Source organism: Sphingobium sp. TA15 (genome assembly GCF_037101235.1).
Taxonomy (GTDB): domain Bacteria; phylum Pseudomonadota; class Alphaproteobacteria; order Sphingomonadales; family Sphingomonadaceae; genus Sphingobium; species Sphingobium indicum.
Window position 1 is genome coordinate 3,067,836 of sequence record NZ_AP025355.1, and the last position, 13,783, is coordinate 3,081,618.

At 65.6% G+C, this 13,783-nt stretch carries 14 protein-coding genes and 1 tRNA gene; 6 read left to right on the forward strand and 9 right to left on the reverse strand.

The genetic code is table 11. The features are described 5' to 3' along the window. Positions 1 to 100 precede the first annotated feature (100 nt). A complete protein-coding gene (locus tag Sj15T_RS15075; protein ID WP_013038893.1) occupies positions 101 to 790 on the reverse strand; it encodes a carboxymuconolactone decarboxylase family protein in 690 nt (229 codons plus the stop codon). A 168-nt stretch (positions 791 to 958) separates the two neighbouring features. Between Sj15T_RS15075 and Sj15T_RS15080 the strand changes: the two genes are divergently transcribed. The 6 genes from Sj15T_RS15080 to Sj15T_RS15105 all read left to right on the forward strand — a co-directional run bounded on the left by Sj15T_RS15080 (position 959) and on the right by Sj15T_RS15105 (position 7,224). Next, entirely contained in the window at positions 959 to 1,846 is an 888-nt protein-coding gene (locus tag Sj15T_RS15080) for an SDR family NAD(P)-dependent oxidoreductase (RefSeq protein WP_041385627.1), read from the forward strand. Continuing rightward, positions 1,843 to 2,595: a glucose 1-dehydrogenase gene (locus tag Sj15T_RS15085; RefSeq protein ID WP_013038895.1), complete on the forward strand. Its 753-nt coding sequence runs from the start codon at positions 1,843 to 1,845 to the stop codon at positions 2,593 to 2,595. Before Sj15T_RS15080 ends, Sj15T_RS15085 begins: the two co-directional genes overlap by 4 nt. After that, positions 2,592 to 3,752 carry an acyl-CoA dehydrogenase family protein gene (locus tag Sj15T_RS15090; protein ID WP_013038896.1) on the forward strand — a complete coding sequence of 387 codons (1,161 nt, stop codon included), beginning with the start codon at positions 2,592 to 2,594 and terminating at the stop codon, positions 3,750 to 3,752. Before Sj15T_RS15085 ends, Sj15T_RS15090 begins: the two co-directional genes overlap by 4 nt. Then, positions 3,749 to 5,188, forward strand: a complete 1,440-nt coding sequence (locus Sj15T_RS15095) for a DUF1254 domain-containing protein (protein WP_013038897.1) — start codon at positions 3,749 to 3,751, stop codon at positions 5,186 to 5,188. The genes Sj15T_RS15090 and Sj15T_RS15095 overlap by 4 nt, the downstream gene beginning before the upstream one ends. Next, positions 5,185 to 6,255, forward strand: coding sequence for a phosphotransferase (locus tag Sj15T_RS15100; RefSeq protein ID WP_013038898.1), 1,071 nt, complete (start codon positions 5,185 to 5,187; stop codon positions 6,253 to 6,255). The genes Sj15T_RS15095 and Sj15T_RS15100 overlap by 4 nt, the downstream gene beginning before the upstream one ends. Positions 6,256 to 6,435: 180 nt before the next feature. Next, a complete protein-coding gene (locus Sj15T_RS15105) occupies positions 6,436 to 7,224 on the forward strand; it encodes a DUF2889 domain-containing protein (RefSeq protein ID WP_013038899.1) in 789 nt (262 codons plus the stop codon). Positions 7,225 to 7,258: 34 nt separating this feature from the next. Here Sj15T_RS15105 and Sj15T_RS15110 read toward each other — a convergent pair. The 8 genes from Sj15T_RS15110 to Sj15T_RS15145 form a co-directional block, all read right to left on the reverse strand. Further along, positions 7,259 to 7,334: transfer RNA gene (locus Sj15T_RS15110), tRNA-Phe, on the reverse strand. Positions 7,335 to 7,385: 51 nt separating this feature from the next. Beyond that, complete coding sequence (yacG, locus tag Sj15T_RS15115) at positions 7,386 to 7,580, reverse strand: DNA gyrase inhibitor YacG (protein WP_081440620.1); 195 nt, start codon at positions 7,578 to 7,580, stop codon at positions 7,386 to 7,388. After that, entirely contained in the window at positions 7,570 to 8,559 is a 990-nt protein-coding gene (locus Sj15T_RS15120) for a ribonuclease (protein WP_013038900.1), read from the reverse strand. Before Sj15T_RS15120 ends, yacG begins: the two co-directional genes overlap by 11 nt. Positions 8,560 to 8,565: 6 nt before the next feature. Continuing rightward, complete coding sequence (locus tag Sj15T_RS15125; RefSeq protein WP_025160668.1) at positions 8,566 to 9,138, reverse strand: nucleoside triphosphate pyrophosphatase; 573 nt, start codon at positions 9,136 to 9,138, stop codon at positions 8,566 to 8,568. Positions 9,139 to 9,150: 12 nt separating this feature from the next. Then, positions 9,151 to 9,369, reverse strand: coding sequence for a translation initiation factor IF-1 (infA, locus tag Sj15T_RS15130; protein ID WP_003049127.1), 219 nt, complete (start codon positions 9,367 to 9,369; stop codon positions 9,151 to 9,153). A 59-nt stretch (positions 9,370 to 9,428) separates the two neighbouring features. After that, positions 9,429 to 10,718 (reverse strand): adenosylmethionine--8-amino-7-oxononanoate transaminase, encoded by a 1,290-nt coding sequence (locus tag Sj15T_RS15135; RefSeq protein ID WP_013038903.1) that lies wholly within the window; start codon positions 10,716 to 10,718, stop codon positions 9,429 to 9,431. A 196-nt stretch (positions 10,719 to 10,914) separates the two neighbouring features. Continuing rightward, positions 10,915 to 11,337 (reverse strand): DUF4168 domain-containing protein, encoded by a 423-nt coding sequence (locus tag Sj15T_RS15140; RefSeq protein ID WP_013038904.1) that lies wholly within the window; start codon positions 11,335 to 11,337, stop codon positions 10,915 to 10,917. 219 nt (positions 11,338 to 11,556) lie between these two features. Beyond that, complete coding sequence (locus tag Sj15T_RS15145; RefSeq protein WP_013038905.1) at positions 11,557 to 13,566, reverse strand: M13-type metalloendopeptidase; 2,010 nt, start codon at positions 13,564 to 13,566, stop codon at positions 11,557 to 11,559. Positions 13,567 to 13,783 lie beyond the last annotated feature (217 nt).

Genomic DNA, 13,783 nt, shown 5'->3' on the forward strand with positions numbered 1-13,783 from the left:
TCGCCCATGCCATCGGGCGGGGCCGGGAGCAAATGTCCTGCCGATGGATCATGATGCTTAGGTACCTATAGATAGACCAAGCGACAGATAGGCTTCCGCCTCACGCATCCATCGCGGTCGCGCCGATGACCCAGGCGGACAGGCCGGCGGTCGGCACGGCGCAGATCACCGCTTCGGCCACCGCTTCCTCGCTGGCGCCGGCGGTGCGCGCGCCCTTCATATGGACGGACGCCCATGAACTATAGTCGGCCACGAGGACGGTGACGAGCAGCAGTTCCGCATAGACAGGCCCCAGCGCCGTCCCCGACAAAGTCCCCTCGCGCATGAGATAATAGGCGTCGGCGCCCAGAGGCTTGACCTCGAACAGCTTGCCCAGCGAAGGGGGCATGGCGCCGAAATATTGAAGGAAATTGGCCTGCGCGGCGCCATCTTCCACGATCATGTCGTCGTCGGGCCAGTCGGGATCGGTGGCTTCGGGGTAGATCTCCCGGAAAAGATCATGGAAGCGCAGCGACGCCCCCTCGCCGCGCACGCTCGCGAGGATTGCAATCGCCGCTCCCGCCTCCGCCTCGGTGAGACCGGCCGCCCGCGCTTCGGCCAGTTCCCGCGTTGCGAGTTCCCGATAGCCCTTCATCGTGGCGGCGCAAGCGACGAACAATCGCTTTACCTTGGCAGGAACGGCGCCGTCGGTATCGATGATCGCGCGCCAGCGGCGAAATCCCGCGACGGTCTTCGGGGCGTCGCGGCGCAAGCGGCCAAGACTGGCGAGCGGGGGCAGAAGATCAGTCATCGTCTCTCCGTCAGTGCACAGACCGTCCGGTCGGTTGAACATGGCTATGCCGCTTCGGGATCGCGGTCAACTGCCGATAAGGAGTTGACGTCCGACCGGACGGTCGATTACACCGCGCCCTTATAGAAGGCCGCCCCAATTCGGCCGATGCGAGAGGAGCAGGCCCGGATGAGGGACTTCAAGGGCAGGACGGCAGTCATTACGGGGGCCGGCAGCGGCATTGGCGCGGCGCTTGCCCATCTGGCGGCGCGAGAGGGGATGAACCTGGTCCTCGCCGACATCAATCTGGCCGACCTTGAAGCGGTGGCTGCCTCCATCGACAGTCCGGCAATCGCGCTCCAGAGGACCGACGTGGCCGATCCGGAGGCGGTGCAGGCCCTGGCCGACCTTGCATGGTCGCGCTTCGGGGAGGTGTCCCTGCTGTGCAACAATGCTGGCGTCGTCCCCGGCGGCCGCCATCGGCTGGTCTGGGAATATGCGCTGGAGGACTGGCGCTGGGCGTTCGGCGTCAACATGGACGGCGTGGTGAACGGCATCCGCAGCTTCGTGCCCAGGATGCTGGCCGAGGGGCGGCCGGGGCATATTCTCAACACCGCGTCCGTGGCCGGCTTCGTGAGCGGCGAAGGCTCCGCCGTCTATGGCGCGTCCAAGCATGCCGTCGTCCGCATCACCGAAGCCCTCTATGCCGGCCTGCGCGAGCGGAACGCCCCGATCGGCGTCACGATGCTGTGTCCCGGCCTGGTCGCAACGCGCATTTACGAGGCCGAACGATCCCGCCCTGCCCATCTGCGGTCCAGCGACGGGCGGCCGGCCGAAGCCGCGGAGTTCCAGTCGATTTCGGATAATCTGTTCCAGAATGCCCCATCGCCTGAGGAAGTCGCCGCGCAGGCGTTCGACGGCATCCGGAATGACCAGTTCTACGTCTTTACCACGACCCGTTACGATCCGGTGATCGCGCAGCGGACGCAATCGATCCTTGCGCGGGAAAATCCGCTATTCGACAGCCTGATTTCGCTCAGCAAGGGCAAGGCTGACGCAGGGGAGGAAAGGTCGTGAGCAGGCTTCAGGGGCGGATCGCGCTCGTCACCGGCGCTGCTTCGGGCATCGGGCTCGCCACCGCCCGGCGCTTCGCGGCGGAGGGCGCGACACTCATTCTGTCCGACCGCAACGGGGATGCCCTGTCGGATGCGGCCAAGTCCCTGCCGGGCGATGGCCATGAGGTCGTGGTCATGGACGTCACCGACGAGCAGGCATGGATCGCGCTGGCCGATCGCGTGAAAACGCGGTTCGGCACGCTCGACATCCTCGTCAACAATGCCGGGTTCGGCAAGTTCGCGTCGATCGCGGACACGACATTGGCGCAATGGCGGTCGATCATCGCCGTCAATCTCGACAGTGTTTTCTTAGGCACCAAATATATGATGCCGCTGCTCGCCGCCTCCGGCCGGGGGGCGATCGTCAACATGTCCTCCATTCGGGGCATCGTGGCGGGCGCGGGCACCGGCTCCTACAGCGCGGCGAAGGGGGGCGTCCGGATGTTCACCAAGGCGACCGCTATCGAATGCGCGGCGGCCGGCAACGGCGTGCGGGCGAACTCCATTCACCCTGGTCACATCGCGACGCCGCTGACCGCGCCTGCCCATGCCGATGCGGAAATCGCCAGGAGCCTGCTGGCGGACGTCCCGCTCGGCCGGATCGGGCAGGCGGAGGAGATCGCCGACGGCATCCTTTTCCTGGCCAGCGACGAATCCCGCTACATGACGGGCGCCGAACTCGTGATCGACGGCGGGAGCACCGCGCAATGACCGAGCGAGCAACCGCCATCGCCTCAAGGGTGGAAGCCTTCGTCCGGAACCTGGTCATTCCCTATGAAAAGGACAGTCGCCTCGGCTTTCATGGCCCGGAAGACGCGCTCGTCGGGGAACTGCGCGCAAAAGCGCGCGAGGCAGGCGTGCTGACCCCGCATATCCTGCCTGACGGATCGCATCTGACGCAGCGGGAAACAGCCATCATCCTCATCAAGACGGGCCTGTCGCCGCTCGGCCCCCTCGCCTGCAACACCGCCGCGCCTGACGAAGGCAATATGTATCTGCTCGGCAAGGTCGGCAGCGCCAGGCAGAAGGCCCGGTTTCTCGATCCGCTGGTGAGGGGCGAGGCGCGCTCCGCCTTCTTCATGACAGAGCCTGCCGAAACCGGCGGCGCGGGGTCCGATCCGTCGATGATGCAGACGACCTGCCGCCTCGACGGCGACCATTGGGTCATTAACGGCCGCAAGAAGTTCATCACCGGGGCGGAAGGGGCGCGCGTGGGCATCGTCATGGCCCGGTCGGACGAGGGCGCCTGCATGTTCCTCGTCGACTTGCCCAACCCGGCGATCCGGACGGTGCGCGTGATCGACACGATCGACAGTTCGATGCCCGGCGGGCACGCGGAAGTCGACATCATCGATCTGCGCGTGCCGGCGGACCAGATGCTGGGCGCGAGCGGAGAAGGCTTTTCCTATGCGCAGATACGCCTCAGCCCTGCCCGCCTGTCCCACTGCATGCGCTGGCTCGGCCTCGCGACGCGCGCGCAGGAAATCGCCACCGACTATGCCTGCCGCCGCCACGCCTTCGGCAAGCCGCTGGTCGACCATGAAGGCGTCGGCTTCATGCTGGCGGACAACCTGATCGACCTGAAGCAGGCCGAACGGATGATCGACTGGTGCGCGGGCGTCCTCGACACGGGATCGCTCGGCACGGCGGAAAGCTCCATGGCGAAGGTCGCGGTCTCGGACGCGCTCTTCCGCGTCGCCGACCGCTGCGTCCAGGTGATGGGCGGGACGGGCGTGTCCGGCGACACCATCGTCGAGCAGGCGTTCCGGGAAATCCGCGCCTTCCGCATCTATGACGGTCCGACCGAAGTCCATAAATGGAGCCTGGCCAAGACAATCAAGCGCGACTGGAAGGCGGCGCAGGGATGAGCGCCGGACGATCAATGCCGGCCATGCGGCCGATGCTGGTTCTCCTGCCGCTCCTTGCCTCGACCGCTGGACATGCCGAGCCAGCGAGCTTCGCCGCACCAGAGGCGCCCATTTCGCAGCCCGGATATGGCGAAGACCTGCTGCCCAGGGACGAGAAGGATCGCGCCACCCTGCTCCGGACCGTCGCCTTCGATGCGACCGTCTATGGCATGGCTGCCTATCTGCACTATGAGCAACTCTATCGGCAGGTGTTCGATCGAAGTTCCAGCAACTACACGGGGTTCAACCGCTTCGCGCATGAGAGGAACCTTGCGGGGCCGGACTATGCCACGTTCAAGGTGCCCAATACGGACACGCTTTACTCCACCGCGTGGATCGACCTGAGCAAGGGGCCGGTCGAAATCGACATCCCGGCCACGCAGCTCAAATATTTCACGCTCAACATCTTCGATATTTTCGGCAATCCCAGCAACCTCAGCAATCGCACGATAGGCGTCAAGGGCGGCCGCTTCCTGCTGGTGCCGCGCAACTGGCGCGGCACCGCGCCCGCCGGGGTCATGGTCTATCCGGCCGCCACGACCCAGCTTTGGATCCTGATGCGCGCCTTCGCCCAGTCCGACGCCGAAGTCCGGACCGCGCGCGCTTTTCAGGATGCGGTCAGGATCATCGCTCCGGAAGGCGAAGGGCCGGCGGATTCTCATGGCGGCGCATCGCCACCACCACCCGCCCCTGGCGCTATCGGCTATTTCGGGGCGCTCGACCATGTGCTTCGGGCCAATGGCTGGCAGCCGGGCGAGGAGGCGCTTGTGTCGCGATTCCGACCGCTCGGCATAGGGGACGACCGCCCGTTCAACCCTGACAGGCTGACCCCGGCCACGCAAGCCGCCATCGAAAGCGGTTACGCGGAGGCGCTGGACATGCTCACACGCGCCAAGTCGCAATTGGGCGAACCCACCGGCACGGGCTGGATGAAGGTCAACAAGGGCGTCTACGGTTTCAATTATCTGCGCCGGTCCGTCATCAACATGGCTGGCCTCGGCGCGAATGTGCGGGAGGAAAATGCCTCCTACACCACGTTCGCGGACCGCAATGGATCGGCGCTGGACGGCGCGTCGTCGCGCTACATGCTCCGGCTGCAAACGCCCCCGCCCGTCAACAGCTTCTGGTCCGTCACGCTCTACGACGCAAAGACCTTCGCCCTCCATCCCAATCCGCTGCGTCGCTATCTGGTGAGCGACCGGACAAAGGGCCTGAAGGTGCGGAAGGACGGCTCCATCGAAATCCGCATCCAGCATGCCGCATCATCCGATGGAAACTGGCTTCCCGCACCGGCGGGCCCATTTTTCGTCGTGATCCGCGCCTATGGGCCAAAGCCCGACATGCTGAACGGCCAATGGCTGCCCCCGCCCATTTCGAGGGAAGGCGACGCCCGATGAATGCCCTGGTCGAAGACAATAGCGGAACCGCCGCCGTTCGCCCCGGCTATGAGCTGGATCTGGGAGCGCTGGACGCCTGGATGCGCGCCCATGTCTCCGACTATGCAGGGCCGCTCACGATCGAGCAGTTCAAGGGCGGGCAGTCCAATCCGACCTACAAGCTGCTCACGCCCGGCAAGACCTATGTCCTGCGCAAGCAACCGCCCGGCCCCTTGCTCAAGGGCGCCCATGCGCTTGACCGGGAGGCAAGGGTGCTCGCCGCCCTCTCGCGGGCAGGCTTTCCGGTCGCCGCCGTCCATGGCCTGTGCACCGATCCCGCGGTCATCGGCACGATCTTCTACGTCATGGACATGGTGGAAGGCCGCATCTTCTGGGATGCCGCGCTTCCCGGCGTGTCTCCCCCGGAAAGAGCCGCGCTGTTCGATGCGATGAACGCGACGATCGCCGATCTCCACAGCATCGATCATGTGGCCGCCGGCCTTGCGGACTATGGCCGACCGGGAAACTATTTCGAACGGCAGATAGCGCGCTGGTCCCGCCAATATCTTGAGGACGCGCAGGCGGGCCGCGATCCCTATATGGACCGGCTGGTGGAATGGCTCCCCGCCCACATCCCGCCGGGCGAGGAAACGAGCATCGTCCATGGCGATTTCCGCATCGACAATCTGATCTTCCACCCGACGCAGCCTCGCGTGCTGGCCGTGCTCGACTGGGAGCTTTCGACCCTGGGGCATCCGGGCGCGGACTTCGCCTATCATGCGATGATGTATCGCATGCCGCCGCACATCGTCGCCGGCCTCGGCGAGAGCGACCCCGCTGCGCTCGGCATAGCCGATGAAGAGGCCTATCTCGCCGCCTATTGCCGGCGCAGGGGTCTGGCGGACATGCCGGGTTACGACTTCTACGTGGCCTTCAACTTCTTTCGGCTCGCGGCCATCTTCCACGGCATCAAGGGCCGGGTCATCCGTGGCAATGCCTCCTCCGCGCAGGCGCGCGAGCGAGTTGCCGTACTGCCGGAACTCATGCGCCTGGCGTGGCGGCAGGCGGAGAAGGCCGGCGCCCGATGAACGGTCCGGCCATCACTCTCGACATTGATGACGGCATCGCATGGCTGACGCTGGCACGCCCCGAAAAGCGCAACTGCGGCCGAAGGACCTGAAAGAGTCGCCGCCTTCCTGGCGAAGCGACCACCGCGTTTCGCATAGGCGCGCATTGATGGAAGAAGCGCGCGACAAGCCGCGTGAATCTTGCACCTGCGCCGGCAGGCCCGCGCCCTTGCCATGAGACCCGGGCAGCTCAACTTTCCACTCAATCCGGATTACGGGACCGGCTCCACCATTCGTCGCGTGTCCCTGCGCGCGCGGCCCAATCGGGTCGACAGCCATCTCCTCGACAATTTCCATGAAATGCGCTGTTCCATCCTGCATGACGCCTCGATCGTGACCGCCATTGCGGGCCAAGGCATCCGCCTTCCCACCACGGCATGCCCCGGCGCGATCGCCCAGCTTCAGTCCCTGGTCGGGCTGCCGATCGGCACGCCAAGGCGCGACTTCTACACCGGGGGGATCGCGCGCCGTCATTGCACCCATCTTCTGGACCTGGCGGTCATGGCGATCGGCCATGCTCAAGGACCGTCGATGGAGATAGTCTATGAAGCGGAAGTCCCGGATGAGGTAGAATTGCCTGTCCCCATCACGATCCGGCGAAACGGCCGGCTGGTCTGTCGCTGGCTGGTCCGACAGGGTGCGATTCTCGATCCGCTGGAGCTTCGGGGAAGACCGCTGGGAGCAGGCTTCGCCGCATGGGCCAGCCGCGCCTTTGAGCAGGGTCGACTTGAAGCCGCCACCATCCTGGCGCGGACTTGGCTCATAGCCATCGGTCGGCGCTACCGCCCCTCACAAGTTGCAGGTCGACCTGCTCGCGACAACCCGGAGATGCTCGGGCGATGTTATGCATATAGCGCCGGGCAGATGGAAACCGCGGCCATGACTGGAGAGGAGGAGGTTCATTTGCACCACCCCCAGCGTGAAGCGTAGCGCTTTCACCAGCTTATGGCACAAGGATGGCAGATGGTGCCCGGGGACGGAGTCGAACCGCCGACACTGCGATTTTCAGTCGCATGCTCTACCAACTGAGCTACCCGGGCACGAGCGCCGGCGAGGACCACCGGGCGCTTGGTGAGGCGTGCCTATAGGCATCAGGCCGGGGTGCTGTCTACCCCATCATCGCCACTTTTTTTCATCTCGTCCGAAGCGGGCGCGCCGGGGACGCTATAACCCTCGCCCAGCCATTGCAGCAGGTCGCGGTCGCGGCAGGCCTTTCCGCAGAAAGGGCGGGTTTCGCGAGCCGAGGGCTGGCCACAGACGGGGCAGGAAGTGGCTTTAGGAGACATGGCCCGCCGATATGGTCAGCGCCGCGTCCGCCTTCAACCCTATGGCGCCGCCGCGGCGGCGGGCCAGGGTTTCGATCCAGCCGGTCGCCTTGTGCAGGCGGTCGATGATCGGGGGGGCGGCGGCGATCGTCGCCGGGCCGCCATTGCCGTGGCGTTCGGCGCGGCGCAGCAGGGCGAGCGCCGCCGTCTCGACCGGGTCGGCGCGGAGCAGTTCCATCAGGTTCATGCGTTCCCGGCGGCGGATGATCTGGACGAAGCCGAAGCCGTTGACCGCCGTGCGTTCGAAGGGGAGCGGCAGATATTTGTCGATCTGGGCGGAGGCGACGGCGCGCTCGTCCTTGTTGTTCATCGTCGGCAGGTCGATGCCGATCGATCCGGTGAGGCCCAGGCGGCGGATCGCCTGCGCGGCCAGCTTCGCGCCCTTGGGGCCGAGCTTCGCGGGCGGGAGCGAGCCGTCGACGTCGATCAGGATCATCGCGGGCGTGGGAAAGATGCGCAGCGCGGCTTCCTCCGTGCCGATCTCGCCGGAAATCGCCTCTTCCATCAATTCGCTCCAGCCATGGGCTTCGAACCGGTCTTCCTCATGCGCCGGACAGGGAATGACGGGCAGCCCGGTGGCGCGCAGGCGCTGGAGCAGGCTGGGGGCGGGATGCGCCTTCGAGCCGGGCTGGGCGATGCGGGCCTTGGCGAGCTTGGCGCGGCCTTCCTCCGGGATCGCCTCGCGCAGGATTTCGAGCAGGACGGTCGCGCCCTCCGCGATCTTCGGCGGGATGGGTTCGACCAGCACTTCCTCGCCGGAGATGAGGCGGGCGATGCCGCGCTTCCTGGGGATGACGGTGCGGATCAGCTTGGCCTGGACGACGGCGCCTGCGCGGGCGGCGTCGCTTGTCCGTTCGATCTGCGCTTCGACCAGCCGGCCCTTTTCGATCAGCGCGGCGCGGGCTTCGCCAATGCCTTCTTCATAGAGCCATTCGGCCATGTTCGGTCAATCCAACGGATAGCCCGCTGCCCTGAGCAGCGCGCGGGTTTCGTAGAGGGGCAGGCCCATGATCGCGCTGTGGCTGCCCTGGATGGCGCGGATGAGGCCTGCGGCGCGGCCCTGGATCGCATAGCCGCCTGCCTTGCCCTGCCATTCCTGCGACGCGAGATAGGCGTCGATTTCGGCGCGATCCAGGCGTTTGAAGGTCACGATATTGGTCGAGAGGCGGTGGCGCGCCTTGCCCTCCGCGTCGATCAGGGTGATCGCGCTCAGCACGCGGTGGCGGCGGCCGGAGAGGAGCTGGAGGCATTGGCGCGCTTCGGCCTCGCTCTCCGTCTTGGGCAGGATGCGGCGGCCCGCCGCGACCACCGTGTCGCCGGAAAGGACCAGCGCGCCGGGGTGGCGAGCCGCGACCAACGCCCCCTTTTCGGCGGCGACGCGGGCGGCGTAGGCGGCGGGAAGTTCTCCCTTCAGGGGCGTTTCGTCGAGGTCGGCCGGGTCCACCGCGTCCGGAGACGCGCCGATCTGACCCAGAAGTTCACACCGTCTGGGAGAAGCAGAAGCTAGGATGAGCCGCATGCGTGAGGCGGCTTATTTGAAGCGGTAGGTGATCCGACCCTTGGTCAGGTCGTAGGGGGTGAGTTCGACCAGCACTTCGTCGCCCACCAGCACGCGGATGCGGTTCTTGCGCATCTTGCCGGCGGTGTGGCCGAGGATCTCGTGATCATTTTCAAGCCGCACGCGGAACATGGCGTTGGGGAGAAGCTCCACAACCTGTCCGCGCATTTCAAGCAGTTCTTCTTTTGCCATAATATCCTGGGAAACCGAAAAATCGCGCCGCCATAGCGCCAAAATGCCGAAAAAGAAAGTCAGGCTGACGCGCCGAATGCATCGCCGGCTTTTTGGAGCACCGCGAAGACGCGATCCAGTTGATCCGCATCAAGGCAATAGGGCGGCATGAGATAGATGGTGTTGCCGAGCGGGCGCAGCAAGAGGCCCCTTTCTTGCGCGAAGGCGCGCAGGCGCGGGGCGAGGTCGGAGAGGTAACCGGCATCCGGCGCGATCAGGTCGATGGCGGCGATCACGCCCAGTTGGCGGGGGTTGGCGAAGGCGGGATGTTCCGCCAATCTTGCGAGTCGCTGCGCCATGCCCTGGCCGAGAGCGGCGATGCGGCCCAGCACATCCTCCTCCCGCCAGATGGCGAGGTTGGCGGCGGCGGCGGCGCAGGCGATGGCGTTCGCGGTATAGCTGCTCGAATGGTAGAAGAGGCGGGCGCGGTCGGTGGATCTGTGCGCCTCGAAGATGGGCGGGCTGGCCAGCGTCGCGGCGAGCGGAATCGCGCCGCCGGTGATGCCCTTCGCCACCGCCATGATGTCCGGGACGACGCCTGCCTGTTCGCAGGCGAAGAGCGTGCCGGTGCGGCCCCAGCCGGTCATCACCTCGTCCGCGATGAAGAGGACGTCGTGGCGGGCGCAGATCGCCGCCATCTCCCGCAGGACATGCGCCGGATAGATCAGCATCCCCCCCGCCCCCAGGATCAGCGGTTCGACGATGAAGGCGGCGGGCTTTTGCGCGCAGGCGGCCTCCAGCGCGTCGAGGGTCGCCTGCTCCTGGCCCGCATGGGGGAAGGGGATGGTGCCGACGTCGAACAGCAGGGGCGACCAGGCGGCGTTATAGACGCCGCGCTCGCCCACCGACATCGCCCCGATGGTGTCGCCATGATAGCTGTGCTGGAGGACGAGGATGCGGTGGCGCGGTTCGGACAGGCCGTCCAATGCGCGATTATGCCAATAGCCGAGCGCCATTTTCAGCGCCACCTCGACCGCCGTGGAGCCGCTGTCGGAGAAGAAGACATGGGCGAGCGGGTCTCGGTTCGCGGCGCGGGGGGCGATGTCGACCAGGCCCTGCGCCACTTCTTCGGCGGGGCCGTGGGTGTAGCCTGCGAAGATGAGCTGGTCGAGCTTGCCCGCCTGATCGGCGATGGCCGCCACGATCCGGGGATGGCAATGGCCGTGGGTCGTCACCCACCAACTGGCGATGCAGTCGATGAGCGTGCCGCCGCCTGCCAGATGCAGCAAGGCCCCCTCCGCGCGTTCGACATGGGGGATTGGCTCGTTCAAGCCGTGCTGGAAGAAAGGGTGCCAGACAGGGGAGGTCATGGCCGTTGCCTAGAGGGATTTGCCCTCTGATGGAAGGATGCGGACCTACCCTATTCCTCCCCATCGGTAGATGGGGAGGGGGACCAGCCGCAGGCTGGTGGAGGGGAATGGGGCGCGACCTCCGAATTTCCCCTCCACCACCGCCTTCGGCGGCGGTCCCCCTCCCCACGCTTCGCGTAGGGAGGAATTTTTACGCTTATTGCGCGGGGGTTGCCGGGGCAGCGCCCGCTGCTGGAGCTGCGGGGGCGGCCGAGGTCGGCGCGGCGGCCTGGATCTTCTGCTGGAGCGCCGGGTCAGCCGCTGCGGCCTGGCCGATCTGGTTGAACTTTTCCGGCGGGATGCCCGACGCCTGGAGCGCCGCCAGCATCTTGGGCTGCTTGTCGGCGGCGGCGATGCTGCTGTCCTGCTGGATCTTCGTCACCTCCACGGCCGCGGCGGCGAACTGCTTGATTTCAGCGTCGGTGAAATTGCTGGCGCCAGCGGCCGGGGCAGCGGGCGCAGCCTGGGCAGGCGCGGACTGGGCCGGAGCGGCGGCGTCCTGGGCAAGGACCGGGGCGGCGGCGGCCAGCGCGACCGATGCGATCCCGGCCTTCAGAAGGATGGTGTTAAAACCCGACAAATTTCTTCTCCTCAAACTTAACCATGGTTTGAACGCCAAGCTGTGGAAGAGGTTGTCGGGATTAAAGAGCGATCCGATAAAATGTTGCATTTAAGAGACGGTCATCCAGCAAAATGCAGTTGATCGCAGGACCAAAACGTTTCGCCGTTGCGGAAAGTCATTGCTTTGGCGGAACTAAAAAAGGGGCCGGATTCGCGCCGATCCGGCCCCTTTCGAGTCTTACCAGATCTTCACCCGGTCTTGCGGCGCAAGATAGATTTTGCCGTCCGCCTCCGGCTTGAAGGCCGAATACCATTGGTCGAAGTTCCGCACGGTGTCGGCGCGATATTGCGACGGGGAATGCGGATCGGTGACGAGTCGCTGCCGCAGATTGGGTTCGCGATAGTTGCGCCGCCACACCTGCGCCCAGCCCAGGAAGAAGCGTTCGTCGCCGGTGGTGCCGTCGATCATCGGCGCGGGCTTGCCGCCCAGCGAGGCGTGATAGGCGTCCAGCGCCACCGCGACTCCGGCCAGGTCGCCGATATTCTCGCCCAAAGTGAAGGCGCCCTTCACATGCGCGCCGGGGAAGGGTTCATAGGCGTCATATTGCTTGACCAGCCTGTCCGTCAGCGCCTTGAAATTGGCGACGTCCTGATCGCTCCACCATTGGTTGAGCTTGCCGGTCTCGTCATATTTCGCGCCCTGATCGTCGAAATGATGGCTGAGTTCATGGCCGATCACCGCGCCGATGCCGCCATAATTGACCGCCGGATCGGCATGGGGATCGAAGAAGGGCGGTTGCAGGATGGCGGCGGGGAAGACGATCTCCACCATGCCGAAATTGGCGTAGGCGTTGATCTCCATCGGGGTCATGCCCCATTCCCAGCGATAGATGGGCTTGCCGAGCTTGCCCATCTGATAGTCGAATTCGAACTGGTTGGAGCGCAGCGCGTTGCCGAACAGGTCGTCGCGCTTCATCGTCAGGCCGCTATAATCGCGCCATTTGTCGGGATAGCCGATCTTGGGCGTGAAGGCGGCCAGCTTCTTGTGGGCGCGGGCCTTGGCCGGGTCGCTCATCCAGGTCAGGCCGTCGATGCGGCGGCCCATGGCGGCGATCACATTCTTGACGAGCCGGTCCATCGCCGCCTTGGTTTCGGGCGGGAAATATTGGGCGACATAGGCCTTGCCCACTTCCTCCCCCATCGAGGATTTGAGGAAGTCCACGGCGCGTTTCCAGCGGGCTTCACGTTCGGGCGTGCCCGACAGGGTGGTGCCGTAGAAGGCGAAATTCTCGTTCGCGATGGCGTCGGGCAGGGTGTCGGCAAAGCCGTGCAGCGTGCGCAGCAGCAGCGCGTCCTTGAGCAGGCCGACCGGGGCCTTGGCGATCAGCGCGGCTTCCCCGGCGACGGCGCTGGGCTGCGACACCAGCAGATCCCTGGGCGCGAGCTTGTTGGCGGCGAAATAGGCGGCGAAGTCGAAGCCCGGCGCGGCCTTTTGCAGGTCGGCCAGCGTCATCTTGTTGTAGGTCTTGTCGGCGTCGCGGCTGTCGACCTGGGTCCAGTGGACCTTGGCCACTTCGGTTTCGAACGCCATCAGCGCGGCGGCGCGCGCCTTGGCGTCGGCTTCGCCCGCCAGCGTCAGCATCTTTTCCAGATGCGCGACATAGGCGGTGCGGATCGCCGCCATCTTGGCGTCCGGCTCCAGATAGAAATCGCGGTCGGGCAGGCCGAGGCCCGACTGGTGCAGGACGAGGATATAGGTTTCGGGGTCTTTGTCGTCCTGATTGACGTAGAAGCCGAAGGGGCCGTCAATGCCTGCGCGGGCGGCTTCGGCGGCGAGCCTGGCATAGGCGGCCTTGTCCTTCACCGCCCTGATCTTCGCGAGCCAGGGTTGGGCCGGGGTCAGGCCCTTCTTCTCCACCGTGGCGGCGTCGAGATAGCTGGCATAGGCCGCGCCGATCTTGCTGTCCGGGTCGGCCTGCGCGGCGTCGAGAATGGCCTTGGTCCGTTCGCGGGACAGGTCGTCCAGCGTGTTGAATGCGCCGTAATTGGACTTGTCGGCGGGGATCGGCGTGTTCCTGGCCCAGGCGCCGTTGGCGTAATCGTAGAAATCGTCGCCGGGCTTCACCGACTTGTCCATGCCTGCGCTGTCGAAGCCGTAGCTGCCGTATGTCGGCTTCTGATCCACTTGGGCGACGGACGCGCCCGCGGCCAGCGCAACCGCCGCTGCGCCGAGGAGGAGATATTTCATCAAAGCTTTCCCTTGCTTTATGCGATGTGGGGAATTGAGCGTCCCGAAGCGGGGATGTCCATGTCGTTGGTCGAAAAAATCGGCGGGTGTGGTTTTCCGGGAGAGGGATTCCAGTCACCCACTTCCGTTCGGGCTGAGCTTGTCGAAGGGCTCCACTTCTTTTGAAAGGAAAGTGGAGCCCTTCGACAGGCTCAGGGCGAACGGAGGTGAGGATTGG